The organism is Variovorax sp. S12S4 (genome assembly GCF_023195515.1).
In the GTDB taxonomy this organism is placed as follows: Bacteria; Pseudomonadota; Gammaproteobacteria; order Burkholderiales; family Burkholderiaceae_C; genus Variovorax.
Window position 1 is genome coordinate 1209979 of record NZ_JALPKR020000002.1, and the last position, 25501, is coordinate 1235479.

At 62.7% G+C, this 25501-nt stretch carries 21 protein-coding genes, 1 tRNA gene and 3 pseudogenes; 17 read left to right on the forward strand and 8 right to left on the reverse strand.

Translation table 11 applies throughout. The features are described from left to right. Positions 1-58: 58 nt before the first annotated feature. Positions 59-424, reverse strand: coding sequence for a YraN family protein (locus M0765_RS06185; RefSeq protein ID WP_258502590.1), 366 nt, complete (start codon positions 422-424; stop codon positions 59-61). 45 nt (positions 425-469) lie between these two features. Here M0765_RS06185 and rsmI point away from each other — a divergent pair, with 45 nt between their 5' ends. Next, positions 470-1429 (forward strand): 16S rRNA (cytidine(1402)-2'-O)-methyltransferase, encoded by a 960-nt coding sequence (gene rsmI, locus M0765_RS06190; protein WP_258502592.1) that lies wholly within the window; start codon positions 470-472, stop codon positions 1427-1429. Between the two features lie 2 nt (positions 1430-1431). On the opposite strand, the gene M0765_RS06195 is transcribed toward rsmI, so the two are convergent. Both M0765_RS06195 and M0765_RS06200 read right to left on the reverse strand, forming a co-directional pair. Continuing rightward, on the reverse strand, positions 1432-2160 hold the full coding sequence (locus M0765_RS06195; protein WP_258502593.1) for a glutathione S-transferase: 729 nt from the start codon (positions 2158-2160) through the stop codon (positions 1432-1434). A 53-nt stretch (positions 2161-2213) separates the two neighbouring features. Further along, the gene (locus M0765_RS06200; protein ID WP_258502594.1) at positions 2214-2846 is read right to left on the reverse strand and encodes an FMN-dependent NADH-azoreductase; all 633 of its coding nucleotides are present in this window, start codon (positions 2844-2846) and stop codon (positions 2214-2216) included. Positions 2847-2952: 106 nt separating this feature from the next. Here M0765_RS06200 and M0765_RS06205 point away from each other — a divergent pair. Next, positions 2953-3078 (forward strand): annotated as a pseudogene (locus M0765_RS06205) (helix-turn-helix domain-containing protein); the annotation flags it as partial. A 136-nt stretch (positions 3079-3214) separates the two neighbouring features. Next, positions 3215-3841, forward strand: coding sequence for a LysR substrate-binding domain-containing protein (locus tag M0765_RS06210; RefSeq protein ID WP_258502595.1), 627 nt, complete (start codon positions 3215-3217; stop codon positions 3839-3841). An 11-nt stretch (positions 3842-3852) separates the two neighbouring features. Here M0765_RS06210 and M0765_RS06215 read toward each other — a convergent pair whose 3' ends face one another. Continuing rightward, entirely contained in the window at positions 3853-4389 is a 537-nt protein-coding gene (locus M0765_RS06215; RefSeq protein WP_258502597.1) for a hypothetical protein, read from the reverse strand. A gap of 385 nt (positions 4390-4774) precedes the next feature. Between M0765_RS06215 and M0765_RS06220 the strand changes: the two genes are divergently transcribed. The 10 genes and pseudogenes from M0765_RS06220 (at position 4775) to M0765_RS06265 (ending at position 15921) form a co-directional block, all read left to right on the forward strand. Further along, the gene (locus tag M0765_RS06220; protein WP_258502599.1) at positions 4775-5002 is read left to right on the forward strand and encodes a helix-turn-helix domain-containing protein; all 228 of its coding nucleotides are present in this window, start codon (positions 4775-4777) and stop codon (positions 5000-5002) included. 449 nt (positions 5003-5451) lie between these two features. Next, positions 5452-5775: an HVO_A0114 family putative DNA-binding protein gene (locus M0765_RS06225; protein WP_258502600.1), complete on the forward strand. Its 324-nt coding sequence runs from the start codon at positions 5452-5454 to the stop codon at positions 5773-5775. Positions 5776-5836: 61 nt separating this feature from the next. Continuing rightward, a pseudogene (gene hsdR, locus M0765_RS29405) lies at positions 5837-8269 on the forward strand (EcoAI/FtnUII family type I restriction enzme subunit R). 35 nt (positions 8270-8304) lie between these two features. After that, positions 8305-10083 (forward strand): class I SAM-dependent DNA methyltransferase, encoded by a 1779-nt coding sequence (locus M0765_RS06235; protein ID WP_258502602.1) that lies wholly within the window; start codon positions 8305-8307, stop codon positions 10081-10083. Beyond that, the gene (locus M0765_RS06240) at positions 10083-11219 is read left to right on the forward strand and encodes a restriction endonuclease subunit S (RefSeq protein WP_258502603.1); all 1137 of its coding nucleotides are present in this window, start codon (positions 10083-10085) and stop codon (positions 11217-11219) included. The genes M0765_RS06235 and M0765_RS06240 overlap by 1 nt, the downstream gene beginning before the upstream one ends. Continuing rightward, positions 11170-12081 (forward strand): restriction endonuclease subunit S, encoded by a 912-nt coding sequence (locus tag M0765_RS06245; protein ID WP_258502604.1) that lies wholly within the window; start codon positions 11170-11172, stop codon positions 12079-12081. Before M0765_RS06240 ends, M0765_RS06245 begins: the two co-directional genes overlap by 50 nt. 1 nt (position 12082) lies before the next feature. Next, complete coding sequence (locus M0765_RS06250) at positions 12083-13954, forward strand: AAA family ATPase (protein ID WP_258502605.1); 1872 nt, start codon at positions 12083-12085, stop codon at positions 13952-13954. Next, entirely contained in the window at positions 13951-14466 is a 516-nt protein-coding gene (locus M0765_RS06255) for a hypothetical protein (RefSeq protein WP_258502606.1), read from the forward strand. Before M0765_RS06250 ends, M0765_RS06255 begins: the two co-directional genes overlap by 4 nt. A 77-nt stretch (positions 14467-14543) precedes the next feature. Then, on the forward strand, positions 14544-14807 hold the full coding sequence (locus M0765_RS06260; protein ID WP_258502607.1) for a hypothetical protein: 264 nt from the start codon (positions 14544-14546) through the stop codon (positions 14805-14807). A 10-nt stretch (positions 14808-14817) separates the two neighbouring features. Continuing rightward, a complete protein-coding gene (locus M0765_RS06265; RefSeq protein WP_258502608.1) occupies positions 14818-15921 on the forward strand; it encodes an endonuclease NucS domain-containing protein in 1104 nt (367 codons plus the stop codon). Positions 15922-16236: 315 nt separating this feature from the next. Here M0765_RS06265 and M0765_RS06270 read toward each other — a convergent pair. Continuing rightward, a tRNA-Arg gene (locus tag M0765_RS06270) sits at positions 16237-16311 on the reverse strand. Positions 16312-16354: 43 nt separating this feature from the next. Further along, the gene (locus M0765_RS06275; RefSeq protein ID WP_274708763.1) at positions 16355-17023 is read right to left on the reverse strand and encodes a TetR family transcriptional regulator; all 669 of its coding nucleotides are present in this window, start codon (positions 17021-17023) and stop codon (positions 16355-16357) included. A 176-nt stretch (positions 17024-17199) separates the two neighbouring features. Between M0765_RS06275 and M0765_RS06280 the strand changes: the two genes are divergently transcribed. The 4 genes from M0765_RS06280 to M0765_RS06295 are packed head-to-tail and all read left to right on the forward strand — an operon-like array spanning position 17200 to position 23819. Continuing rightward, positions 17200-18489 carry an efflux RND transporter periplasmic adaptor subunit gene (locus tag M0765_RS06280; protein ID WP_258502610.1) on the forward strand — a complete coding sequence of 430 codons (1290 nt, stop codon included), beginning with the start codon at positions 17200-17202 and terminating at the stop codon, positions 18487-18489. Between the two features lie 18 nt (positions 18490-18507). Beyond that, positions 18508-21672 carry an efflux RND transporter permease subunit gene (locus tag M0765_RS06285; protein WP_258502611.1) on the forward strand — a complete coding sequence of 1055 codons (3165 nt, stop codon included), beginning with the start codon at positions 18508-18510 and terminating at the stop codon, positions 21670-21672. Next, positions 21665-23194, forward strand: coding sequence for an efflux transporter outer membrane subunit (locus M0765_RS06290; RefSeq protein WP_274708764.1), 1530 nt, complete (start codon positions 21665-21667; stop codon positions 23192-23194). The genes M0765_RS06285 and M0765_RS06290 overlap by 8 nt, the downstream gene beginning before the upstream one ends. A gap of 7 nt (positions 23195-23201) precedes the next feature. Beyond that, positions 23202-23819, forward strand: coding sequence for a c-type cytochrome (locus M0765_RS06295; protein WP_258502612.1), 618 nt, complete (start codon positions 23202-23204; stop codon positions 23817-23819). A 67-nt stretch (positions 23820-23886) separates the two neighbouring features. Here M0765_RS06295 and M0765_RS06300 read toward each other — a convergent pair. Both M0765_RS06300 and M0765_RS06305 read right to left on the reverse strand, forming a co-directional pair. Beyond that, a pseudogene (locus tag M0765_RS06300) lies at positions 23887-24437 on the reverse strand (DUF2946 family protein). Between the two features lie 35 nt (positions 24438-24472). After that, on the reverse strand, positions 24473-25465 hold the full coding sequence (locus tag M0765_RS06305) for a YheT family hydrolase (RefSeq protein WP_258508146.1): 993 nt from the start codon (positions 25463-25465) through the stop codon (positions 24473-24475). Between the last annotated feature and the right edge of the window lie 36 nt (positions 25466-25501).

Sequence of the window (25501 nt, forward strand, 5' to 3'; positions counted from 1 at the left end):
GACGTTTGCGGTGTGGAGCCTTCGGCGCGCGCCGAGTTCCCGCGCCGCCGCCAAGACGCTAGCCCGCGTCGAACGCCCCCTTCAGCCAGGTGATGCGCTCTTCGACCAGCACCACGTCGAAGCGGCACGGCGGCAGCGTGCGCAGCCCGTTCAGGTAGTGCCGCGCCGCAAACACGATGCGCCGCTGCTTCACGCCCGTGATGCTGCCGCCGGCACCGCCATGCGAGGCCGTGCTGCGCTGGCGCACCTCGACGAACACCAGCGTTCCGTCGCGCGGATCGCGCATGATCAGGTCGATCTCGCCGCCGCCGCGCCCGGGCGTTCGATAATTGCGGGCAACCAGCGCGAGGCCGGCGTTCTGAAGATGGTCGAGCGCGGCGTCTTCCGCCGCATCGCCCCGATGCTTCGTCGTGATGGTTTTCATGCTTGGCTCCCTGCCGGCTTCTTTTTGTTTCTTCGGAGAAACCCATTGGCTTCACTAGTACCCGCCGCCTTCGGCGCCGCTCTTGCGGCAGCGCGCGATGCCTCGGGTGCGCAGCATTATCCGCAGGGCACGCTCTACGTGGTGGCCACGCCCATCGGCAACCTGGCCGACATCACCCTGCGGGCGCTGCATGTGCTGCAACTCGTCGACGCCGTTGCCTGCGAGGACACGCGCCACACCCAAAGCCTGCTGCGCGCCTACGGCATCGACCGGCCCAATGCCCAGCTGCTGGCCGTGCACCAGCACAACGAGGCCGAGGCGGCCCAGGCCGTGGCCGCGCGGCTCGCCCAGGGTGAACGCATCGCCTACGTGAGCGACGCCGGCACCCCCGGCGTGAGCGACCCCGGCGCGCGGCTGGTAGCGGCCGTGCGCGCAGCCGGCCAGCGCGTGCTGCCGCTGCCGGGCGCCAGCAGCGTGACCACGCTCATCGGTGCGGCCGGGCTGGTGGCCGATGGCGGCGACGGCAACGCCAGCAGCGCCTTCGTGTTCGCGGGCTTTTTGCCGAGCAAGGCGGGCGAGCGCGACACCGCCGTGCAGGCGCTCGCGCAAGAGCCCCGCGCCGTGGTGCTGCTCGAGGCGCCGCACCGCATCGAAACCCTGGCCCGCGCGCTGGCCGCGCTGGGCGAGCGCCGTATCACCGTAGGGCGCGAGCTCACCAAGCAATTCGAAGAAATCGCGACCGTGCCGGCCAGCGCCCTGCCCGATTGGTTCGCCGCCGACCGCGACCGCACGCGCGGCGAGTTCGCGCTGGTGCTGCATCCCGTAGCCGTTGCGAGCGACGACGGCGCGGAAGGCGAGCGCGTGCTGCGGCTCCTGCTGGCCGAGCTGCCGGTGAAGACCGCCGTGCGCCTTGCGGCGGAGATCAGCGGCGCACCGCGCAATGCGCTGTACGAGACGGCGCTGCGCATTCGCAACGATGCCGGCTCGGCGGACGACGACGAATAGCCTCAGCCGTCCAGCTCCGCATAGCGCCTGAAGATCCCGTCTTCATTGAACGCAATGCGGCGCGGGCTTTGCAGGTAGTCGTGCACGCGCTGGCGGCGTTTGACGTTGTCGTGCAATTTCTCGACCTCCGGCGTGGCAGCCAGCGCCCGCGCGGTGGCCTTCGGGAATGCGTAGCGCAGGCCATCCACCAGTTGGAAGAGCGACAGGTCGGCATAGGTCAGCACATCGCCCACGAGGTGCGACGACCCCGCGGGGTTGCGCTGCAGCACCCGTTCGAACCAGTTAAGGAACTTGGGAATCCGCTCTTCGCGGAAGGCTTGTGCGCGCTGCATGGCCGCGTCGCGCTGGTCTTCGTAGTAGGCGCCTGTTGAGATGGGGTGGTGGGTGTCGTGCGCCTCGGCCACCACGTCGGCGATGGTGAGCTGCAGCTGGTGTGTCCACAGGCCGTCCGATTCGCCGACACCCGCAAGGCCCAGCCGCGGCCCGAGGTACAGCAGGATGGCGGCGGTCTGCCCGACGACGATGTCGCCGTCGATCAGGAACGGCGGCGCGAACGCCGGGCGAACGATCTCAGGATCGTCGAGCCGGTCGCTCAGCGCCGATTCGCCGCCACCCTTCTTCTCGGGCAACCGCGCCACGTCGACATAGTCCGCACCGGCCGCCTCGAGCGCGAGCCGCACGAATTCGCCTCGGCCCTGGATGGTGGGCCAGTAATGAAGTTGGTACGTCATGCGGCCATGGTGTCAGGGTCTGCGCGACCCTGCAACCGGCCCGCTCTTAGCCCTTAGAGCCCCTCTGCGAGCTCGGTGGCCCTGCGTTTTGCCTCGGCTCTTGCGCCGGCATCAACCTCCGGGCCCATCAGCGTCTTTTCGACGACGACCGAGCGCACCTCGCGCACGCCGATGAACCGCAGCCACGTCTCGATGTAGGGCAACTGAAAGTCGAGTGCGTGCGCGGAGCCGTCTTTGCCCAGCGGGTAGTCGAGCCCCCGCGCGCAGACCACCGTCGCCATGCGGGTCTGGAGCATGCCCGAGAGGCCCGATGCGTCGAAGCGGAACAGCACGTCCTTGTGCGAAACCACGTCGATCAGGTGCTTCAGCTTGTAGGGAATGCCGAAGTTCCAGAGCGGCATGGCAAGCACGATGTGGTCCGCTGCGTGGAAGGGCGCGGCAATGCGCCGCACTTCGTCCCACTCCGTTTGCTGGGCTGCGGTGAGCGGCACGCCGTTGATGCCGGCGTACTTGGCGTCGAGCATGTCTTGCGACAGCTCCGGAAGCTCCATCGTCCAGGGGTTCAGGGTGGTTACGCGGCAGCCGGGGTGGACGCGCGTCACCTCGTCGATGAACGCCCCGGCGACCTCGATGCTGGCGGAGCGCGCAGATCTCGGCGACGTCTCGATGTACAGAAGTTCTTTCATGGCATGCGGTGAGTAAATGGTTCAGGAAAGCCGAGGCTAGGCATCGCACGCAATGCACACAAGCAACATAATTTGCACCGATTCAGAACCAACCGCACTGAAACCCATGCTCGACTCCCAACAGCTGCGCGCCTTCGTCTCGGTTGCCGACCACGCCAGCGTGACGCGCGCGGCTGACGCCATGCACCTGACGCAATCGGCCGTCAGTGCGCAAATCAAACGGCTGGAGGAGCAGCTGGGTTGCCGCGTGTTCGACCGCACCACGCGCTCGCTGCAACTCACGGCGCAAGGCAGCGTGCTGCTGAGCTATGCGAGGAGCATCCTCAGCCTGCAGCAGCAGGCGGTCTCCAAGCTCGCTGCGCCGCGCCATGCGCCAACGACGTTGCGCCTCGGGTGCTCCCGAAGGATTCCCCAGCGAGTGGCTGTTCGCCGCGCTCGCGAGCTTTCGCAGCCGCAGGCCGGACGTGCATGTGGAAGTCACCTGCGGCATCAGCACGATGCTTGCCAGGCAGGTGCGGGAACGCTCGCTGGACCTGATGGTCGGCACGGTCTGCGATGCCGGTAGCGACACGGAAACCCTCTGGATGGAACCGCTCGTCTGGGCATTTTCAGAAAAGTCGCTGCTCGACCCCGAGGGGCCGATTCCGCTCGCCTTTCTTTCGGAGCCCTGCCCCTTCCGCGAAGCCGCGCTGGCATCGCTGGCCGGCCATGGCCCGGCCAACTGGCAGATCGTGCTGACTGCGCAGGGCTCGAGTGCTTTGACGGCAGCGGCCGCTACCGGGCTGGCCATCACGGTGCTGACACCGTCGGGCATGCCGCCGGGCCTGAAGGCCATTCCGGCGGGGAGCTTTTTGCCGGTGCTGCCGCCGGCGAGGTTCGTGATTCAGCGCGGCGGAAGCGGCACCGCGCCTGAAGCCCTGTCGGCGCTGGCCAATGAGGTTCGGGAGGCCTGCTTTCGATGGAGGGGGTCGCGCGCAGGAGCGGCCGGGGTATAGCGCCTCGCAAATCACCGGCTCCGATCTCGGTCATCCATCGCGCGAAGCCGCTGGCCGCGATCGACGCCTACGTGGTAAATGCTGGCCAACTCGCATCGTCGCCAGAAATCCAGGCCTTCCAACGCATTGGTGATGTCGATCTTCGCGAGCAGAGAGAACCCCAGGACCACCCCTTGCGCGAATGCCAAGATCAGCGGCTCCGCGTGCTCGGTACTCCTCAAGCTGCCGCGGATTAGTTGGCCGCCAAGCTCCATGAGCTTCAGTGTGTGGGCAGATGCGGTAGCGGTGCCTTCCTTCGGTACCCTCAGACACCAAAGCCTGGAGCCGAGCGTCCACACCGTGTGGCGCGGAACCTCGTCGCACCGCGCCTCTTCGATCGCGATCTGCCTTGCGCGGATTGCACAGAAGTTGCGATGGTCCCGGCCGTAGAAGAATTCAGCGAACTCGTCGGCTTTCTTCTCCACCGCGCGCTCACCACGTGTCATGTTCTCTGTCGCCCTGAGGCCGGAGACATGCTCGACAAGGAACCCTAACTCATCGTCTGACATTCGGCGACCGGACGCGAGGCGGTCATACCAGACCGCTAGTTGGGCCAAGGTCTTGCATTCCGTGAAAGCCCTGTCGAAGGGCATATCAGGAGCGAGGCAAGCGAGCCGCTTGGGCTTGCCTTCAATCCGCTCCAGAGCAGCGTCCCTCCGCTCGGGCCACGCTCGAGAAAACTTCCCGCACTTCATTTCGAATCCCCCTGCCGCTTATTGGTATCGCGTCGATCAGTTGCCACCGCGCAGGAAAGATCGTAACTTAAAAGATGCTTATAGACCGCGCTTCTATGGACCGCCAACCTATGGACCGTGGAGTCTTGGACCTTCTAGGGCGACCATCGAGAAATGGCCCGAGTACCACCCCCCACTAGAAGAAAGACACCCTGCGCTGGTGGCTTTTGGCCAGGCCGTGCGAAATCGGCGGAAGGCGATGAATTTTTCGCAAGAGTCGTTCGCCGACGAGTGCGGGATCGACCGAAGCTACATGGGCGGTGTAGAACGCGGCGAACGCAACCTTGCCATGGTAAACATGATGAAAATCATCGACGCCCTGGGCGTGCAGCCCTCGGAGTTCTTCAAGGCGTTGGACAAGCCCACCAAGAAGAACAAGTCTGCGTAGCGATCGGTGGTTGGGCTGCTCCAACTGGCTGGTTGGATCAGTGTTGGGCGCCGGGGCAATTCAATTCGATGATCTCGCATCACTGCTGAGCCATTAGCAGCGGTTGATCGAAATGGTTGGTGAGGCTGGCGATAACGGCCACTCATGCGCCTCGACCACACGCCTGAACGTCCACAAGGGCTGTTGTGCAGCGGATGCTGTCGCGGAGTCCGCGAGGGCCAGCGTACGGTCTCAGCTCAATCTCAATCATCGCCCAACAACCGCGCCCGCGGACCGCGAACGACTGGTTTGAAGCTGTTCGCTGACTCGTCACGACGCCAATGCACGCTGGCGTGTGCGTGATCAATTTTTGCATCCAGCGTCTGTCGGTGAAGCGGCGAACGTTCTTCATCGTGTCAAAAGTTATCTTCGCCTGATATGATCTTCGCAGCATCATTTGGAGCCGTCGCATGCGCACCATCGTTGGCATCCGTAGCGAGCCTGCTCCCCAGGGCGTCGTTCCCATTGAAGCGCCCACGGTGTGGTTCGAATCGTGGCGGCAGTTGGCCGGCGTTCTGTCAGATGAGAACAGGCAGCTCCTCAAGATCATGAGTTCGGCGCAACCACAGACGGTCGCGGAACTGGCCAAGTTATCTGGTCGGGCACCGAGCAATCTCTCCAGAACACTGAAGAACCTTCAGGCCCATGGTCTGGTTCGCTTGCATCGTGCTGATGGTGCCCGCGCAATTCGACCCGAGGCGATTGCGACAGAGTTCATGGTGCTTCTGGAATGAAGCTCGGGAAGTACAAGAACAAAGTCTACGAAAAACTGCATCTGTTTCAGGAGGAACGCGAGTGAACAAAGGAGACATGAGCGAACGCGACATCTGTACCAAGTTCATCACCCCCGCCATACAAAACGCCGGATGGCAGCAGGCGCAGTTCCGAGAGGAGGTCAGCCTCACTGATGGCCGTGTCATGGTGCGTGGCAAGCTGGCCGCACGCGTCCGCAACCCAGAAGCCAAAGGCGGGCCGAAACGCGCAGACTACGTCCTCTACGCGCGGCCGGGCGTCCCCTGGCCGTGGTAGAGGCCAAGCAAGCCCGCTTCCCTGTGGGGCACGGCATGCAGCAGGCGCTGGCTTATGCTGAGATGCTGGACGTGCCCGTCGCCATCTGCAGCAATGGCACCGCACTCCTAGTGCACGACCGAACAGGTCTCACCTCGCCCACCGAACGTGAAGTCCCGTTGGACGCGTTCCCGACGCACGCCGAACTTTGGGCGCTCTACCAGCAGTGGAAGGGGCTGACCGAGCCCACTGCCATCGCGCTCGTGGAGCAGCCCTTTTATACAGACGGCAGCGGCCGGGAACCCCGCTACTACCAACGCGTCGCCATCAACCGCGCCATCGCGGCCATTGCCAAGGGCCAGCAGCGCGTGCTGCTGGTCATGGCCACGGGCACGGGCAAAACCTACACCGCGTTCCAAATCATCTGGCGGCTGTGGAAGGCCAAAGCCAAGAAGCGGATACTGTTCTTGGCTGACCGGAACATCCTGATTGACCAGACCATGCAGCAGGACTTCGCCCCGTTCGGCGAGGTAATGCACAAGGTGACCAACCGCCAGGTCAAGAAGAACTACGAGGTCTACCTCGCCCTGTACCAGGCAGTGACCGGCCGCGAAGAATGGAAGCAGATCTACCGGCAGTTTCCCGCGGACTTCTTTGACTTGGTGGTCATTGACGAGTGTCACCGCGGCAGCGCTGCAGACGACTCGGCGTGGCGCGACGTGCTGGACTACTTCAGCGCGGCCACGCACCTGGGCCTGACGGCCACACCGAAGGAAACCAAGGAGGTAAGCAACATCAGCTACTTCGGTGATCCCGTTTACACCTACTCGCTCAAGCAAGGCATCGAAGACGGCTTCCTTGCACCCTACAAAGTCATCCGCATCGCTACCGATGTCGACGCTGTCGGCTACACCCCGAAAAAGGTAAGGTCGATAAACTCGGCCAGACCGTTGAGCAACGCCAGTACAACACCAAGGATTTCGACCGCAATCTGGTGCTCGAGAAGCGCACCGAGCTCGTTGCCAGCAAGGTCTGGGAATATCTGAAGGCCACCGACCCAATGGCCAAGACAATTGTGTTCTGCGACGACCAAGATCACGCCGAACGCATGCGCCAAGAGCTGGTCAAGCTCATCCCCTCCGCTGCCAGCAACCGCCGCTACGTGATGCGCATCACTGGCGACGACACCGAAGGCAAGGCGCAGCTCTCTTACTTCATCGATAACGATGAGCCCTACCCAGTCATTGCCACGACGTCCAAGCTGCTCACGACCGGCGTTGATGCCAAAACCTGCAAGCTCATCGTGCTGGACCAGAACATCAACTCGATGACCGAGTTCAAACAGATCATTGGCCGTGGCACGCGCTTGCGTGAGGACTACCAGAAGCTGTACTTCACCATCATGGATTTCAAAGGTGCCACTCGCTTGTTCGCTGACCCGGATTTCGATGGCGAACCCGTGGTGATCTACGAACCCGAACCCGACGAACCCGTGGTGCCGCCAGAAGACACGGTTCCACCTGGTGCTGGCGAACCAGAGCCGCCCCCTATGGTCCCGGCGCCACAGTCGAAGACAACACGCCACCCGGGGGCAATACAGGTGGAGGCGGCGGCGAAGGCCGCACCAAGTATGTGATTGACGACGCCAACGTGCGCGTGGCCGTGGAGCGCTCGCAGTACCTCGACGCTGATGGCAAGCTCATCACCGACGACTATCGCGTTCTGCTCAAGGACGACATCAAGAAGGCACTGCAAGCCGAGTTCGGCACCATGACCGACTTTTTGCACCGGTGGAACAGTGCCGAGCGCAAGCAGGCCGTCCTGGAGGAACTCGCAGACCACGGCGTGCCTTTCGAAATACTGCGGCAGGCAGTAGCTAACGGCGCTGAGCTTGATGTATTTGATCTGGTCGCCCACGTCGCCTTCGACCAAAAGCCATTGACCCGCCGGGAGCGCGCCAACAACGTCAAGAAGCGCGATGTCTTCGGCAAATACGGTGAACAAGCGCGCGCCGTGCTCGATGCCTTGCTGGACAAGTTTGCCGACCACGGTGTGCAAGACATTGAAGACGCAAAGGTGCTGGAACTGCCGCCGTTTGATCAATTCGGCAGCAAAACCCAAATCCGGCGTGGCATCTTTGGCAGCCTTGAGCAATACACCCAAGCCGTTCACGAGCTGGAACAAGCGATCTACGAGCAGCCAGAATTGAAGCAGGCCTGACACTACGTCAAGCCACGTAAAACGAACACAACAAGATGAATCTCAGTAGCACCATCAAATCCATTCAGGACATCATGCGCAAGGACGATGGCGTCGATGGCGATGCTCAGCGCCTCGGCCAACTCACCTGGATGCTCTTTCTCAAGGTCTTTGACCAGCGCGAGGAAGAATGGGAAGACGACAACAAGAAATACAAATCACCGATGCCCGAGCGCTGCCGCTGGCGCAATTGGGCTGCCTATATCGTCGATGCCGATGGTAAGAAGAAGCCGCAGATCGCTGCGAGCGACTTGGTGCCCTTCGTCAACAACGAACTCTTTCCGGCGCTCAAAGATCAAATTGATGCGAGCAAGAGCCCGCAGCACAAGGTCATCAAGCAGGTGTTTGAAGACGCCAACAACTACATGAAATCCGGCCCGCAGATGCTGGCTGTGATCGAGAAGCTGGAAGACGCCATCAACTTCCACGACTTCAAGACCCGCGCCAGCTTGGGTGATGTCTACGAGCAAATGCTCAACGACCTGCGCGGCGCTGGCAATGCCGGCGAGTTTTACACCCCGCGCGCTATCACCGCCTTCATGGCCGACCGCGTCAACCCACGGCTGGACAAACGTGAAACCGTGATGGACCCGGCCTGCGGCACCGGCGGCTTCTTGACCGCCGCCATCGACCATTTTCGCAATCAACTTTCAGCCAAATCCAGTGCTGAAGACAAACGCGCCATCGAAGAACTGATCCACGGCATCGAGAAGAAGCAACTGCCCCACCTGTTGTGCACCACCAATATGCTGCTGCACGACATCGACGTGCCCAGCCAGATTGAGCACCGCAACACCCTGGGCATCGGCTGGAACGAATGGAGCGCCAACCACAAGGTCGACTGCATCATCACCAACCCACCCTTTGGTGGCTATGAAGATGATGGCGTGGGCAGTGACTACCCGGCCGACCTGCGCACCCGGGAAACCGCCGATATGTTCATGGCGCTCATCATCAAGAAGCTCCTCAAAGAAAACGGCCGCGCCGCCGTGGTGCTGCCCGATGGCTTTTTGTTTGGTGACGGCATCAAGGGCACGCTGAAAAAGCTGCTGCTGCGCGACTGCAAGCTGCACACCATCATCCGCCTGCCCAGAGGCGTGTTCGCCCCCTACACCGCCATCAAGACCAACCTGCTGTTCTTCACCAGGGGCACTGCGGTGGACGATGGCACCGAGCACTTCCAAACCGACGCCATCTGGTTCTACGAGCACCCCTACCCAGCGGGCTACAAGAGCTATTCCAAGACCAAGCCGATCCGGCTGGAAGAATTCAAGCCCGAGCAGGAGTGGTGGGGCACAGAGGCCAACGACTTTGCCGACCGCCTGGAAAATGAATTCGCCTGGAAGGTGGACTTTAAAACCAAGCGCGAGCAAGCCGAAGCCGCTGCCCAACCGCATTGGCAACGCGCCGAAGACCTGAACAACCAAGCTGCCAAACTGGAAGGCGAAGCGGGCGACTTGCGCAAGAGCCTGGTTGGCACCACCGATGTCGCCTACCGCGAAAAGATCGAAGCCCAGATTGCCGAGCTGCGCGCCCAAGCCGAACCACTGCGCCTGCAAGCGCGAGATGCGCAGGCCGCTGGCGACCGCATCTACTGGCCCATCTTCAACCTGGACATCAAAAACCCCAATGCGCCAGAGGAAGAGACCCACGACCCCGATGCGTTGCTGGTGAAATACAAAGAACTGTTGAGCGAAATTGAAGAAACCGAGAACCAGCTCAAGAGCGAATTAGCCGCCGCACTTGCGCATCACTTCGTGAGCGAGGATGCCTGATGGATGCACAGCGGTTTTTGGCGGAGTTTGGGCATATTGCGAATGCGCCAGCGGGTGTTGGCAAGCTACGTGAGCTGATCATCCAATTGGCCATTTCAGGCCGACTAGTAGAGCGCATCGAATCTGAAGCTGCTGTCTCGCAGGCAATTGAAGCTGCTACAGGGATGCGCCGTGCGTATGAAGAAGAGCTCGATCTCCGGGCCACCAGAATGCATCCACCAATGCATTCGAAGCCATTCGCGGTGCCCGATCATTGGCTGTGGATTCGCCTAGAACAAATCTGTCTCTACATTCAACGAGGCAAAGGCCCTAAGTATGTCGAGAAGAGCTCGACTCACGTTGTCTCACAAAAATGTGTGCGATGGTCTGGGTTTGATCTGTCGGCCGCGCGCTTTGTCGCCGACGACTCATTGAATTCCTACGGCAAAGAGAGATTTCTTTGCGCAGGCGACTTGTTGTGGAATTCGACCGGAACCGGCACAGTCGGACGTGTGGCAATCTATCCGCCGGCAGAGAACATCACGGCCGTCGCAGATTCACACGTTACGGTTGTTCGTCTCGCCAGCTGCTCCCCACGCTACCTGTGGTGTGTAATCGCTTCGCCTTGGGTGCAGGCACGTATCGAGCCGTCGCATCCAGATTCGCTGGTGTCAGGTACAACGCAGCAGGTGGAATTAAATACCAGCACAGCACGCGCGCTTCCCATTCCACTTCCGCCAATCGAAGAACAATCTCGCATTGTCGCCAAGGTCGATGAACTGATGGCCTTGTGCGACACGCTGGAAGCGCAACAGCGAGCCCGCCGCAAACTGCAAAACAACCTGCGTCAGTCCACCCTGCAAGCCGTCGCCAGTGCCACCAGCCCGCACGAACTGCAAACCACGTGGACGCGCTTGGCCGACAATTTTGGGAGACTGTTTCATGCGCCGGAGGATGTGGCAGACCTCAGAAAAATGGTGGTCGAACAAGCAATACGTGGTGCACTCGTCGCACGCAGCGAACCCTCAGATGAAACTGCTGTTGATACATATCTAGCAGAACTAGCTGGCAAAAAGTCTGGAAAGAGGTTTGCAAAAATCACTCACATTGACGAAGACATTCCTCTACCCAACGGGTGGCGCTGGGTTTTTTCTTGAAAATCTCCTTGTCGGTTCTGAGTCGGGATGGAGTCCAAAATGTGACCCTGAACCTCGGCGCGGCAATGAATGGGGTGTGTTAAAGGTGAGTGCTGTTACTTGGGGATTCTTCAATCCAGAAGAAAATAAGCGATTACCACTATCCTTAGAAGCCAGGCCTGAATGTGAAGTGAAGCCTGGCGACTTCATGCTTTCTCGCGCAAATACAGCGGAGTTGGTAGCTCGAAGCGTGATAGCCCCTACGAACTGCCCAGAGCAGCTATTGATGAGTGACAAAATTGTTCGGTTAGTTTTTTTGGATGAGAGATTGAAGCCGTGGGTAAATTTGGTCAATAACTCAGAATTATCGCGCTCGTATTACAAAGCAAGAGCAACAGGCACAAGTGACTCGATGCGGAATGTGTCGCGCCAAGTGATTCATGAATTACCCATTCCGCTTCCATCACTGCAAGTTCAAGAGCGTGTTTTGAAGGCGTTGGGTCGTATGATGACTTTCTGTGATGAGCTGGAGCGGCAATTGGTATCTCGTATGAGGTTGAGTTCGCAACTATCGATAGCAGCCGTCTCCAGTCTCACTGGCATCACCATCGAACAAGAAGAGGACCCTATGAAAGCCCCGCAGACCGAATTGATCGCACCACTGCGTCTGGGCACTGCGCCCGACATCAAAGCCCAGGCCCCGCTAGCCACCATCCTAGCGCGCCACAACGGAGAAATGAGCGCCAAGGATTTGTGGCAGCGCTTCGCCGGCGAGATTGACGCGTTTTACGCGCAACTGAAAACCGAAGTGGCCCACGGCTGGATTCTGGAGCCCGCGCCCGCCGAAATGCGCGAAAAGCGAACTGACGCGGTGAGCGCCTAGTATGCAACTACAGCGCATCCGCATCCCGGCCTTCCGCAATCTGCGAGATCTCGACATCGCCTTCGATTCGCACTTGCCGCTTGCTGCGGGGACCTTTGCGGACGCGATGCCCAAATCTATCCGCAGCCACGCCCTGATCGGTCAGAACGGCACCGGCAAATCCAACTTGATCGAGGCGCTGATTACCATCTTCCGGGATGTCGATCTGGCTCGCGAAGCGGCTTTTGATTACACGCTGGAATACAGCATTCGCGGCCATGCAGTGCGCATTGAAGCCGATGGCTCCAAGCAGAAACGCCCCTTTGTGTGGGTGGATGGCGAGGCCGAATCGAACGGCTATCTGCTGAAAAACCGTGAGCTGCTGCCGGCGCATATCTTTGCCTATTACTCGGGCCGCAATGAGCGCATAGAGACCTTGTTTCAGGAGCACCAGCGCCGTTTCAACCAGCGGCAGGAAATCACCACTGACGAGGTGCTGTCAGCGGCAACACTTAGTGCGTTCACCGAATCGGAAAAGTTTCTGGAGCTTGAGCAAGGATTGCGTAAATTCAAAGGGAAGCAAGAAGAAGAGCTCAGTGATATTGAACGCGTTGAGCTACAAAGAATTCTGCAGGAGCTCAAACCGTTTGAGGAGCAAAGAGCAGAATTCCTAGAGCGGACCGCAACCCGCAATCGGGGAAGGTTCGCGCACCTTGGCGACGACCGCCTGCGCCGGCTGTTTTACTGCCGTGGTGGCCATAGCCAGTTGGTGCTGCTGGCGTGTTTGCTCTCGGATGACCCAGTTTTTCAGAAGGTGCTCAAGAACCTTCACATCGAATCATTGGAATCCGCGCTGTTCGTTTTGAAAGAGCCGCACCGCCTGCGTGAAAAACGCCGCACCGGCAAGTTTGATGAACAGGAACTGATCGAGGGCGACCCGCGCTTTTGGTATGCGCGCGGCAATGTGGTGAGCGAGTTCCTCGACAAGCTCTGGCAAGTGGCCTGGGCACCGATTGAGCAAGAAGCGACCAAGCAGATCGACTTCCGGGGACGTACGGAAAAGCAGAAGCAGCTTTATCTGTTTGTGCCGAGCCAAGACAAACTGAAGCGATTGGGCGAACTGGTAGGTAGCGCCGACAGCTTCTTCCGCTACGCCGAGGGTGCTTACATCGGTGACCTCATCGACGAAGTGCGCATCACGGTCAAGAAACGCGATGAACATGGTGGCAAGGTGAGCTTCACCCAACTCTCGGAAGGCGAGCTGCAAATGCTCACGGTGCTGGGCCTGATGCGTATCACCCGCGAAGACCACTGCCTGTTCCTGCTCGACGAGCCAGACACCCACCTGAACCCCATCTGGAAGCTGCGGTATTTCGATGACATCGAAGGCGTGCTGACCTCAGAAGACGGTGCGCTGATGCAGGGCGAATCCCAGATCCTCATCACCACCCATGACCCGATGATGGTGGGCAGCCTCAAGCGCGAGCAGGTCCACATCCTGCGCCGGGATGCTAATCGCACGGTGGTGGACACGCCGGATGAACACCCGCAAGGCATGGGCGTGACCGGGCTGCTGAAAAGCGAGCTGTTCGGCTTGTCATCTACGCTGGACATTGAGACCGAGCGGCGCTTGTTCCGGCGCAACGAGCTATTCGTCAAGCAGCCTCGCACAGCCGAAGAAGGCGCGGAGTTGACCAGGCTATCGACTGAGCTTGCGGACTTGGGCTTCTCGACAGCTGACTTCCGCGATCCCGACTACGCCCTGTTCGTGCGCAAGATGGCACAGCACCGCAAGTTCCGCAAACCTACGCTCAGTCCAGAAGAGCAAGCCGAGCAAAACAAGGTGGCGGACGAGATCATCGATGAGATCTTGCGCGAGGAGGCTGGCAAGTGATCTTCATTGACCTCGAACACAAGAAGCCCACTGACAGTGACATCCCTGGGTGGACACCGTGGACGCGGGCGGAGTGGGATGCTTGGCTTGCCAAGTCTGCGCAGTTGGTGACCGACATGGCCGCTTTGCAGGCTGCTGGCAAGCGAGACGAGCGCAATGCACTGATTGATGTCAACAATGCGCACTGGGGTGCGCTGAAGCAGTGGCTTTTGGCGCTGTCGGGCGGAAAGTGCTGGTTTTCCGAAGTTCGTGACCTCTACTCGCATTACGACGTCGAGCACTTCCGACCCAAGAAGGAGGCCAAGACTCCGGATGGCGCGCAGCGTGATGGCTACTGGTGGTTGGCGTTCGACTACATGAACTTTCGAGTCTGCGGGAATGTTGGCAACCGCAAGAAGGGGGCTGGTTCCCGCTGCAGCAGGGGTCGCTTTGTTCCACGTTCTCCGCGCGCTGCGAGGAGTCTGAGGCCCCGTACCTGCTGGACCCGATTGACGACGACGACGTATCGCTGATCGCTTTCGATGAAGAAGGGAAGCTCGTTCCGATGCCCGGGAGTTCCCAGTGGGAACAAGACCGTGTGAGCGAAACCGTGAAACGGCTCAAGCTCAACGAGCATGTGCCCTTGGCTGAGGCCCGTCGAAGTGTCTGGCAGAAGGTCGATGCACTTGTCGAAGACTTTCTGGCTGCGAAAGCAAAGTGCGCCGCTGGGAAGAACCCAGCCGCAAAAGCCAAGCTGCTTGAGGTGCGCGCAAAGGTGCGCGAACTCACCCACCGGTCGGCAGAACTATCGTCGGTGGCGCGTTGGTGTCTCCAGGTTCGCAATGAGCCGCAACTGCTGAAGCTTGTAGCTTAAGGAGAGCGCGATGCCTATTCATCACGCCATCTGGCGCATCGGCGATCAACCAGCGCCTTTGTTTCCCGGCCGACTTGCCAGCGAGCAGCAGCTTGAGGACATGATCGTGCGGGATCCCCGGATTCTGTCCAGCGAGTGGATGTTGATCGGTCGCCAGGAGGTCACGTCGCATGGTGGACGTATTGACCTGCTGGCGATTGCGCCCGATGCGTCCCTGGTGCTCATTGAGCTGAAGCGCGACCGCACGCCGCGCGAAATCATCGCCCAAGCGCTGGACTATGCATCGTGGGTCGAGCAGTTGACGCCGGACCGAGTGGCTCAGATCTTCCAGCGGTTTTCCGGTGGCAAGAGCCTGGATGCAGCCTTTCAGCAGCGCTTCGGTCTGGAGCTGGACGAGGAGACCCTGAACCAGTCACATCAGATCATCATCGTTGCTGCTGAGCTCGACCCGTCCACCGAGCGGATCATCGGCTACCTAAACGCCCGCGACATCGCAATCAATGTCGTGTTCTTCCAAGTCTTTGAGCATGGGATCGACAAGCTGCTTAGCCGTGCTTGGCTGATCGACCCCGTTGAGACCCAAGCCAATGTGGCTTCCACGAGCACTGCCAAGGTAGAAAAGGAGCCATGGAACGGTGAGTTCTACGTTTCTTTTGGTGATGAATCGTCAAGGAGTTGGGATGACGCTCGTCGCTTCGGCTTCATCAGTGGTGGCGGCGGCAGTTGGTACAGCCAGACGTTGAAGCTCTTGTCACCCGGTGACCGGGTGTGGGTCAAGATCCCAAAGAAAGGATACGTTGGCGTCGGCACAGTGCTCGAGTCCGTGCAGTCGGTCAACGACTTCAAAGTGCAAACTGAATCAGGCGAGCAGCCCGCTTTGATAGTACTCAAGCACGCCGACCTATACCTGCTGACTGCCAATGATCCGGAGCGTGCTGAGCACTTCGTTCGAGTGCAATGGTTGGATACCGTTTCAGAAGACAAGGCGATCAACGAGGTCGGTCTGTTTGGCAACCAAAACACCGTTTGTAAGCCGACAACGCCCAAGTGGCGCCACACGGTCGACCGACTCAAGGGCGTATTTCCGAGGTGGGCGGAGCACCCGGGCGTCTGAGCGTCGTCGGGCGGCTGGTTGCGACGCACACCGGAAAAGCCACTTTGGATGCATGAGCGGCAAGCTTTGCCAACGGCGGTCGTTCTCCTCGCGCATCCGTCCGTCGGCAACCAGTCTGAAGCCGACTTGAATGAGCTTACGCAGGCCGCTTATCGATACCTCTTCGCAATCGCTGCAGCCCTACCCAGACTCGATGCGCTTCCTGATGCACGGCACCCGACACTGCGCCAAAAAATGAAGAGGGGCGGTTGGAAAAGCATCTCCAGACGAGAAAACAAAAAGCCGGACACCTGTGCAAGTGTCCGGCTTCATATCTGGTCCCGCCGCCAGGAATCGAACCTGGATCTCAGCCTTCGGAGGGCCGAATTCTATCCGTTGAAATACAGCGAGGAATCTGGGTTCCGGCAGAACCGGAGCCCCGCATTATCGCCTATCAGGCGGCGACTTCTTCAGCTTCGTTCTCAACGCTTGGGGTCGAGTTCCGGCCAAAGCCCAGTCCGGCCAGGTAAACGCGAAAGGTGCGCCGGCCGCTTTGCACCAGGTCGAAGGCGGCGGGGTCGAGCAGCCAGTTCTGAATGAGCCCGCTGATGAGCGCATGCAAACCCTGCGCGGCCACATGGCCGGGCACGGGCAACTTGATGCTGGCGCGGCGGGCGGCCAGGCGCAGGGCTTTTTCAAAATCGGCCACGCAGGCGTTGCGTGCGTCCAGGTGCCGCTGCTGCACCGACGCCATGTCGTGCGTGTATTCGACCTTGTGGGTGGCCACGTCGAACACGCGGCGCACCTGGGGGTCGGTCACCATGAGGGTGAGCGCATGCACCATGCCCTCTTCAATCTCGGCCAGGGGGTCGTCGTTGCCGGCCGCCGCGGCGGCCCGGGGGCCGGCCTCCAGCGGCAGGATGACGCGCTCCATCATGGCGTTGAAGAGGTCGGCCTTGTCCTTGAAGTGCCAATAAATGGCGCCACGCGTCGCGCCGGCCTGCTGTGCAATCTGTTGCAGCGAGGTCTGCGAAACGCCCTGCGCCTGAAACAGCAGCTCCGCGGCATCGAGCAACCGATGCCGCGTGGCCAATGCTTCTTCCTTCGTACGACGTGCCACCAAGTCTCCTGATTTGTAAACCCAAGCCCTTTCCGCATCGTGGGGCCATTCCATGCTGTCACTATACATCCATGAATGTATGTAAACTATCGGGCTTCCCCGATGGCCCGGCTATTTATGCTGGCTTTCTGTTCGCTTTGCGAACGCGCCATCTCCCGTCTTTGCTTCAAAGGATTCGCATGCCTCTCCTGCATGTTTCGCGTCAATCTTCGTTCTCGCCGCGCCTCGCGATCGTGGCCGCTGCCGTGGTGCTGGCGCTTGCGGCCTGCTCCAAGGGCGATGCGCCCGCCGGCAAGGGAGGTGCAGCCGGTGGCGGTGCCCCGCCGGCGCCCGAAGTGGGCGTGGTGGTTGCCACGCCGACGGACGTGGGCTTGGTGACCGAACTGCCGGGCCGGCTCGAAGCCTCGCGCGTGGCGCAGGTTCGCGCCCGCGCCTCGGGCATCCTGCTGAAGCGCGAATTCCGCGAAGGCAGCGACGTAAAGGCCGGCCAGCTGCTGTTCCGCATCGACCCGGCGCCGCTGGTGGCCGCATCGCAAAACGCGCAAGCCACGCTGGCCCGCGCTGAGGCCAACGCCGTGCAGGCCAAGGCACTGGCCGACCGCTACAAGCCGCTGGTCGAGGCCAATGCGGTCAGCAAGCAAGAATATGCAAACGCCGTGGCCGCGCAAAAAACGGCCGAGGCCGACGTGGCCGCGGGCCGCGCCGCGGTGCAAACCGCGAAGATCAACCTCGGCTATGCCGACGTGACCTCGCCCATTGCCGGCCGCATTGGCCGCGCGCTGGTAACCGAAGGCGCACTGGTGGGCCAGGGCGACGCCACCGAGTTGGCCGTGGTGCAGCAGATCAACCCGATGTACGTGAACTTCACGCAATCTGCGTCCGACGTGCTGAAGCTGCGCCGCGCGCTGGCCGCCGGCCAGTACAAGCGCGCGAGCGGCGACGAAGCCGCCAGCGTAACCGTGGTGCTCGAAGACGGCACCGACTACGCGCTGCCCGGCAAGCTGCTGTTCTCCGACCTGACGGTGGACCAGGCCACGGGCCAGGTCACGCTGCGCGCCGAAGTGCCCAACCCGAAGGGCGAGCTGCTGCCCGGCCTGTATGTGCGCGTAAAGCTCGAGCAGGCGCAGGCCACCAACGCGATCACGGTTCCGCAGCAGGCGGTGACGCGCACCCAGCAGGGCGACACGGTGTCGGTGGTAAGCGCCGACGGCAAGATCAGCCAGCGCACCGTGAAGATCAGCGCCGCCAAGGACAACCAATGGGTGGTGCTCGACGGCCTGAAGGCGGGCGAACAGGTGATGGTCGACGGCTTCCAGAAGCTGCAGATGATGCCGCCCGGCACGCCGGTGAAGGCGGTGCCTTGGCAAAAGTCCGCGCCTAACGGTGCGGCACAACCGGCAGCGCCGGCGGCGTCTGCCGCGGCGGCGCCAGCCAGCGGTGCGGCGGCTGCGCCGGCCGAGAAGAAGTAATAGCAGGAGCGCGCCCGCATGGCCAAATTCTTTATCGACCGCCCGATCTTCGCCTGGGTGATTGCCCTGTTCGTCCTGGTGATGGGCGGCGTGGCAATTACGCAGCTGCCGATCTCGCAATACCCGCCGGTGGCACCGCCGGCCATCGTGATCAACGTGGCGTACCCCGGCGCCTCGGCCCAGACGCTGGAGGACAGCGTGCTGTCCGTGATCGAGCGTGAAATGAACGGCTCGCCAGGCCTGATCTACATGGAATCGGTGGCCCAGGCCGACGGCACCGGCACCATCACCATCAGCTTCGAGGCCGGCACCAACGACGACCTTGCACAGGTGGACGTGCAGAACCGGCTCTCGCGCGCAACACCGCGCCTGCCGGCGGCGGTAACGCAGCAGGGCGTGCGCGTGGACAAGTCGCGCGACAACTTCCTGATGTTCGTGATGCTGTCTTCGGACAACCCGGCGTTCGACCCCATTGCGCTTGGCGACTATGCCGCGCGCAACGTGGTGCCTGAGCTGCAGCGCGTGGTGGGCGTGGGCCAGGCCCAGCTGTTCGGCTCTGAAAACGCGATGCGCGTGTGGATCGACCCGGCCAAGCTGCAGGGCTTCAACCTGTCGGCCACCGACGTGAACAACGCGATTCGCGCGCAGAACGCACAGGTGTCTTCGGGCACCCTGGGCGACCTGCCCAACGTTCCGGGCCAGGCTATTGCGGCCACCGTGGTGGTGAACGGCCAGCTTGCCAACGTCGACCAGTTCAAGGAAATTGTGCTGCGCGCCAACCCCGACGGCTCGACCGTGCGGCTGAAGGACGTGGCCCGCGTTGAGCTGGGCGGCCAGTCGTATGCCACCTCGGCGCGCCTGAACGGCGTGCCGGCGGTGGGTGTCGGCGTGCAGCCCACGCCCAACGGCAACGCGCTCGAATCGGCCAAGGCCATCCGCGCCAAGATGGCGGAGCTCGAGCGCTTCTTCCCGCAGGGCGTGAAGTGGAACATTCCGTACGACAGCTCGCGCTTCGTGCAGATTTCCATCACCGAAGTGGTGAAGACGCTGCTTGAAGCCATTGCGCTGGTGTTCGTGGTGATGTTCCTGTTCTTGCAGAACTGGCGCTACACGATCATTCCGACCATCGTGGTGCCAATTGCGCTGCTGGGCACGTTTGCCTCGCTGCTGGCGCTGGGCTTCTCGATCAACGTGCTGACCATGTTCGGCATGGTGCTGGTGATTGGTATCGTGGTGGACGACGCCATTGTGGTGGTCGAAAACGTCGAGCGCATCATGAGCGAAGAGGGGCTGTCGCCGCTCGAAGCCACGCGCAAGGCCATGCGGCAGATCTCGGGCGCCATCATCGGCGTGACGGTGGTGCTGATCTCGGTGTTTGTGCCGCTGGCGTTCTTTGCGGGCTCCACCGGCAACATCTACCGCCAGTTCTCGGCGGTGATGGTGACGTCGATCGCCTTCTCGGCCTTCATGGCGCTGTCGCTCACGCCGGCGCTGTGCGCCACGCTGCTCAAGCCGGTGGAAGCCGGCCACCACCACGAGAAGCGCGGCTTCTTCGGCTGGTTCAACCGCGGCTTTACGCGCACGGCCAAGGGCTACGAAAGCATGGTCGCGCGCATTCTGCGCCGCGCCGCGCGCTACCTGATCATCTACGCCGTGATCATCGGCGCGGTGGTGTTCACGTACATGCGCCTGCCAAGCTCGTTCCTGCCGCAAGAAGACCAGGGCAACATCATCGTGAACGTGCAGCTGCCGCCGGGCGCCACGCAAGAGCGTGCGCTGTCGGTCATGCAGCAGGTCGAAGGCTTCATCCTGAAGCAGCCTGAAGTGCAGAGCATGGTGGGCGTGATGGGCTTCAGCTTCTCGGGCCAGGGCCAGAACGCCGGCCTCGCCTTCGTCACGCTGAAAGATTGGGAAGAGCGCAAGGACCCGGCCCACTCGGCCAGCGCCCTCGCGGGCCGCGCCTTCGGTGCGCTCTCGGGCATTCGCGATGCGTTCATCTACCCGCTGAGCCCGCCGCCCATTCCTGAACTGGGCAACGCCAGCGGCTTCAGCTTCCGGCTGCAAGACCGTTCGGGCGCGGGCCACGACGCGCTCATCAACGCGCGCAACCAGTTGCTGGGCATGGCCAGCCAGAGCAAGGTGCTGACGCAGGTGCGCCCTGACGGCCTGGAAGACGCGCCGCAGCTGCAGATCGACATCGACCGCGACAAGGCCAACGCCCTGGGCGTGAGCTTCGATGCGATCAATGCCACGCTGTCGACCGGCCTGGGTTCGAGCTACATCAACGACTTTCCGAACCGCGGCCGCCTGCAGCGCGTGGTGGTGCAAGCCGATGCACCGGCCCGCATGCAGCCGGACGACCTGCTGCGGCTGAACGCCAGCAACTCGCAGGGCCAGCCGGTGCCGCTGTCGGCCTTTGCCACCACCAAGTGGGTGACGGGCGCCACGCAAACGGTGCGCTACAACGGCTACCCCGCCATCCGCATCAGCGGCGACGCGGCGCCGGGCTTCAGCACGGGTGCGGCAATGGCCGAGATGGAAAAGCTTGCAAGCCAACTGCCTCAAGGCTTCGGCTTTGAATGGACGGGCCAGTCGCGCGAAGAAAAGCTGGCGGGCTCGCAGGCCATCATCCTGTACGGCTTCGCCATTCTTGCGGTGTTCCTGTGCCTGGCCGCGCTGTACGAGAGCTGGTCGATCCCGCTGTCGGTCATTCTGGTGGTGCCGCTCGGCGTGCTGGGGGTGCTGCTGGCAACCATGCTGCGCGCCTACTCGAACGACGTGTACTTCCAGGTGGGGCTGATCACCATCATCGGCCTCTCGGCGAAGAACGCGATTCTGATCATCGAGTTTGCGAAGGACCTGCAGGCGCAGGGCAAGGGCATCGTCGAATCGGCGCTGGCCGCCGCCCACCTGCGGTTCCGCCCGATCATCATGACCTCGCTGGCCTTTGGCCTGGGCGTGGTGCCGCTGGCCATTGCCTCGGGCGCCGGCTCGGCAAGCCAGCGCGCCATTGGCACCGGCGTGCTCGGCGGCATGGTCACGGGCACGATCCTGGCCGTGATCTTCGTGCCGGTGTTCTTCGTGGTGGTGCGCACGCTGTTCAAGGGCAGCGCGCGCCAGCATGAAGCCGACAAGCGGCATGCTGAGGCCGCCGGCATCACGGAGGAAAAGACACATGACTAAGAAACTGATTCCCACGGCCCTGGCCGCGGCCATGCTGCTGGCCGGCTGCTCGCTGATTCCGACCTACGAGCGCCCCGCTGCGCCGGTACCCACCACCTTTCCGGGCGACCCGGCGCAGCCGGCGGGCCAGGCCGCGGCCGCCCTGCCCTGGCAGGACTTCTTCACCGATCCGCGCTTGACCGGGCTCATTCAGACCGCGCTGGCCAACAACCGCGACCTGCGCGTGTCGGTGCTCAACATCGAGCAGGCACGCGCGCAATTCCAGATCGAGCGCTCGGCTTTGTTCCCGGCGCTGGGCCTCACGGGCAGCGGGTCGCGTTCGAGCCCCAACCAGCTGCAGGCCTTCGACAGCAGCGCGGGCAGCGTGTCGTCGCAGTACAGCGTGAACCTGGGCATTACCGCCTGGGAGATCGACTTCTTCGGCCGCATCCGCAGCCTGAAGGACCAGGCGCTGGCGCAATACCTCGCCACCGAAGAAACGCGCAAGGCCGCGCAAATCAGCCTGATCGCGGCCGTGGCCACCGGCTGGCTCACGCTGATTGCCGACGACGAACTGCTCGAGCTCACGCGCCAGACGATGGTGACGCGCGAAGAATCGGTGCGCCTGACCAAGCTGCGCTTCGACAACGGCGTGTCGTCGGAGCTCGACTTCCAGGCCGCGAACTCGCTGGCCGAAACCGCGCGCGCTTCTTATGCGCAGCAGCTGCGCACGCGCCAGCAGGACGAGAACGCGCTGGCCCTGCTGCTCGGCGCGCCGGTGCCGGCGGAAGCCACGGCCGGCGGCGCCAAGGGCCTGGACGGCATCAAGCCGATGCCTGACGTGCCGGCGGGCCTGCCGTCCGACCTGCTGACCGAGCGGCCGGACATCCGCTCGGCCGAGCAGCAGCTGATTGCGGCCAATGCCAACATCGGCGCGGCGCGTGCGGCGTTCTTCCCGCGCGTGTCGCTGACCACGTCGATCGGCACCGCCAGCAGCGAGTTCTCGGGCCTGTTCGACAGCGGATCGAAGGCCTGGGCCTTCTCGCCGCAGATCACGCTGCCCATCTTCGATGCGGGGCGCAACATTGCGGGGCTCGACTCGGCCAAGGCCGGGCGCGAGATTGCCGTGGCGCAGTACGAAAAGTCGATCCAGACGGCGTTCCGCGAAGTGGCGGACGCGCTGGCCGGCCGCGCCACGCTGGGCGAGCAGGTGCGGGCGCAACGCGCGCAGGCCGACGCCGAAGCGGTGCGCTTCAAGCTTTCCGACATGCGCTACCGCAACGGCATTGCCAGCGCGCTCGACCTGCTGGACGCGCAGCGCTCGCTGTACACGGCGCAGCAATCGGCCGTGACCACGCGGCTCCTGCAGCTGCAAAACCAGGTCACCCTGTACAAGACGCTGGGCGGCGGCTGGGCGGGCCGCGAACAAGGGCTGAGGCTTTCGCGCGACGGCTCCGGGCAGGCCTTCCGTCCTTTGGGCGGAGGGCCTCTCTATAATCGCCGGTTGATTCGAAAAAGCCCCCCGACGAGCCCCCGTTATTGAGGACGCCATGAGCGCAGACCCGCACTACCAGGCCACAGAAGAAGCCCACACCGGCCCGATCAAGAACCCGAAGCAACTGCTGCTCGCGGTATTTTTCTCTTTTCTTGCCCCCATCCTGATCATCGTGGGCCTTGTGGCCTATGTGGTTTCGGGCAACAAGCCCGCGGGCACGGCCGAGGGCGACAACATGGCGCTCTACGGCGTGTCGCAAGACGCGCGCAACCGCGAAGTGGCCGAGCGGCTCAAGAAGGTCGGCACCATCGAAATCCGCGATGCCAACCGCCCCCTTGCGGCTGGCGAGACCGTGTTCAAGGCCCAGTGCGCCGCCTGCCATGCGCCGCCCGGCATTCCCGGCGCCCCGCACCTGAACGACGCCGCAGCCTGGGGCCCGCGCATCGGCCAGGGCTACGCAACGCTGCTCGACCATGCGCTGCATGGCAAGGGCGCCATGCCGGCACAGGGCGGCGGCGACTTCGAAGACCTCGAAATTGGCCGTGCCGTGGTTTACCTGGCCAACGCCGGCGGCGCCAAGTTCCCGGTGCCCGAGCGTCCCGCCGCGGCAGCGGCACCCGCCGAAGGCGCTGCTTCGGCCGCCGCACCGGCGGCGCCCACCGCCAGCAAGTAACCCAGGGCTTCGCCCCAATAAAAAAGCCGGCCTCGAGCCGGCTTTTTCATGCGCGCGACCTGAACAGCTACTGTTTTGATAGCGTAGCGGACTGGCGTGCCGCGGGGCTCAGCACATGACCGAAGCGCTGCGGCAAGTCCGCCGAGCGCACCGGCTCAGGCGTCCACAGCCCCTGGTCGATGGCCTCTGCGGCCAGGCCAACGTCCTGCGTGTGAACCAGCCCCAGCCCGATGGGAGCGGCCAGGTAGAGGCGGCCCTCCTCGTCGAGCAGGCACCCGGAAACCTCGACTGCCTGCCCGGTGTGGGCGGTGACGGCAAAGCCCCCGTGTCGTCGGCAATGCGCCAGACAAAAGGCGCCGCCTCCAGTTCGACATAAACGCGCTGCGGTCCGTTCTGGAAGAACCACTGGCCTTCGCCGTCATGGTCGTAGTTGCGATGGATGAAGTCGATGAGCTTCTCGTGCCGCAGCATCGAGCCCTTGGCGGCCGGAAACGGCCCCTGGGCCTGGGTGCGGTCGTCGCGCATGTACCAGTTGCCGCGCGCGTCCAGGCCAAGCCAGCCGTAGCAATGCGGCACGTTGGGCCACTTGGCGAGCGCTTGTTTAACGATGTCGTCCATGAAAGCTATTCTGCGCGCCCGCGCGGCAACCAGGGCTAGGCGAATTGCCCGAGCCAGCTACCGACGCTCTCCGGCATGCCGCGCACATGACCCGGCGGCACGCCGAGCGGAAAACCCACATGGCCGCCGTGCGCGGGCTGCCACAGCGTGACATGTCGGCCCACCTCGCCCGGCCCCGGCAGGCTGCGGGCCGGAATGAACGGATCGTTCAGTGCGTTCACCACCAGCGTGGGCACGCGAATCGCGCTCAGGTGCGGCTTGGACGAGCCCCGCGCCCAGTAGTCGTCGGTGTTGCGAAAGCCGTGCAGCGGCGCGGTGAACACGTCGTCGAAGGTGTAGAGGTCTCGCGCCGCCAGCAGCCGCTCGCGGTCGAACAGCCCCGGAAACTGGGCCAGCTTGGCTAGGGCCTTGGGCTTCATGGTGGCGAGGAACATGCGCGTGTAGACCAGCCGGTTGAAGCCGCGGCCGATGGCCTCGCCGCCGGCTGCCAGATCGAGCGGCGCACACACCGAGGCCACCGCGGCCACCGAGGCGTGGGCCGAGTCGCCGGCCTCGCAGGCCCAGCGCAGCAGCGCATTGCCGCCCAGCGAAACGCCCGCGGCCAGCACGGGGCCGCCGCCATGGAGCGCCTGCCGCTCGCGCATGCGCCGCAAGATCCAGTCGATCTCTTCGTAGTCGCCCGAGTGGTAGGCGCGCGGCGCCAGGTTCAGCTCGCCGCTGCAGCCCCTGAAATGCGGCACCGCGAAGTCCATGCCGCGCTCGGCCGCAAAGGCGGCAAAGGCTTCCGCATAGTGGCTGCGGGACGACCCCTCCAGGCCGTGGAACAGCACCAGCAGCGGACGCGGTCCGGCGCTTGTGCCCTGCAGGACCGAATCGGCGAAATCGACGTCGATGAAATCCCCGTCCGGCGTGTTCCAGCGCTCGCGGCGGTACACCGGCGCCAGGCCGGTGAAGCGGCGCGCATACAGCGCCGCCCAGATGGTCTGCAGGTTGCCGCCGGGCAGCCAACGCGGCGCCGCATAGCCCATCGATGAGTGCGGGGAAGAAACGTCGCCAGGCATTTC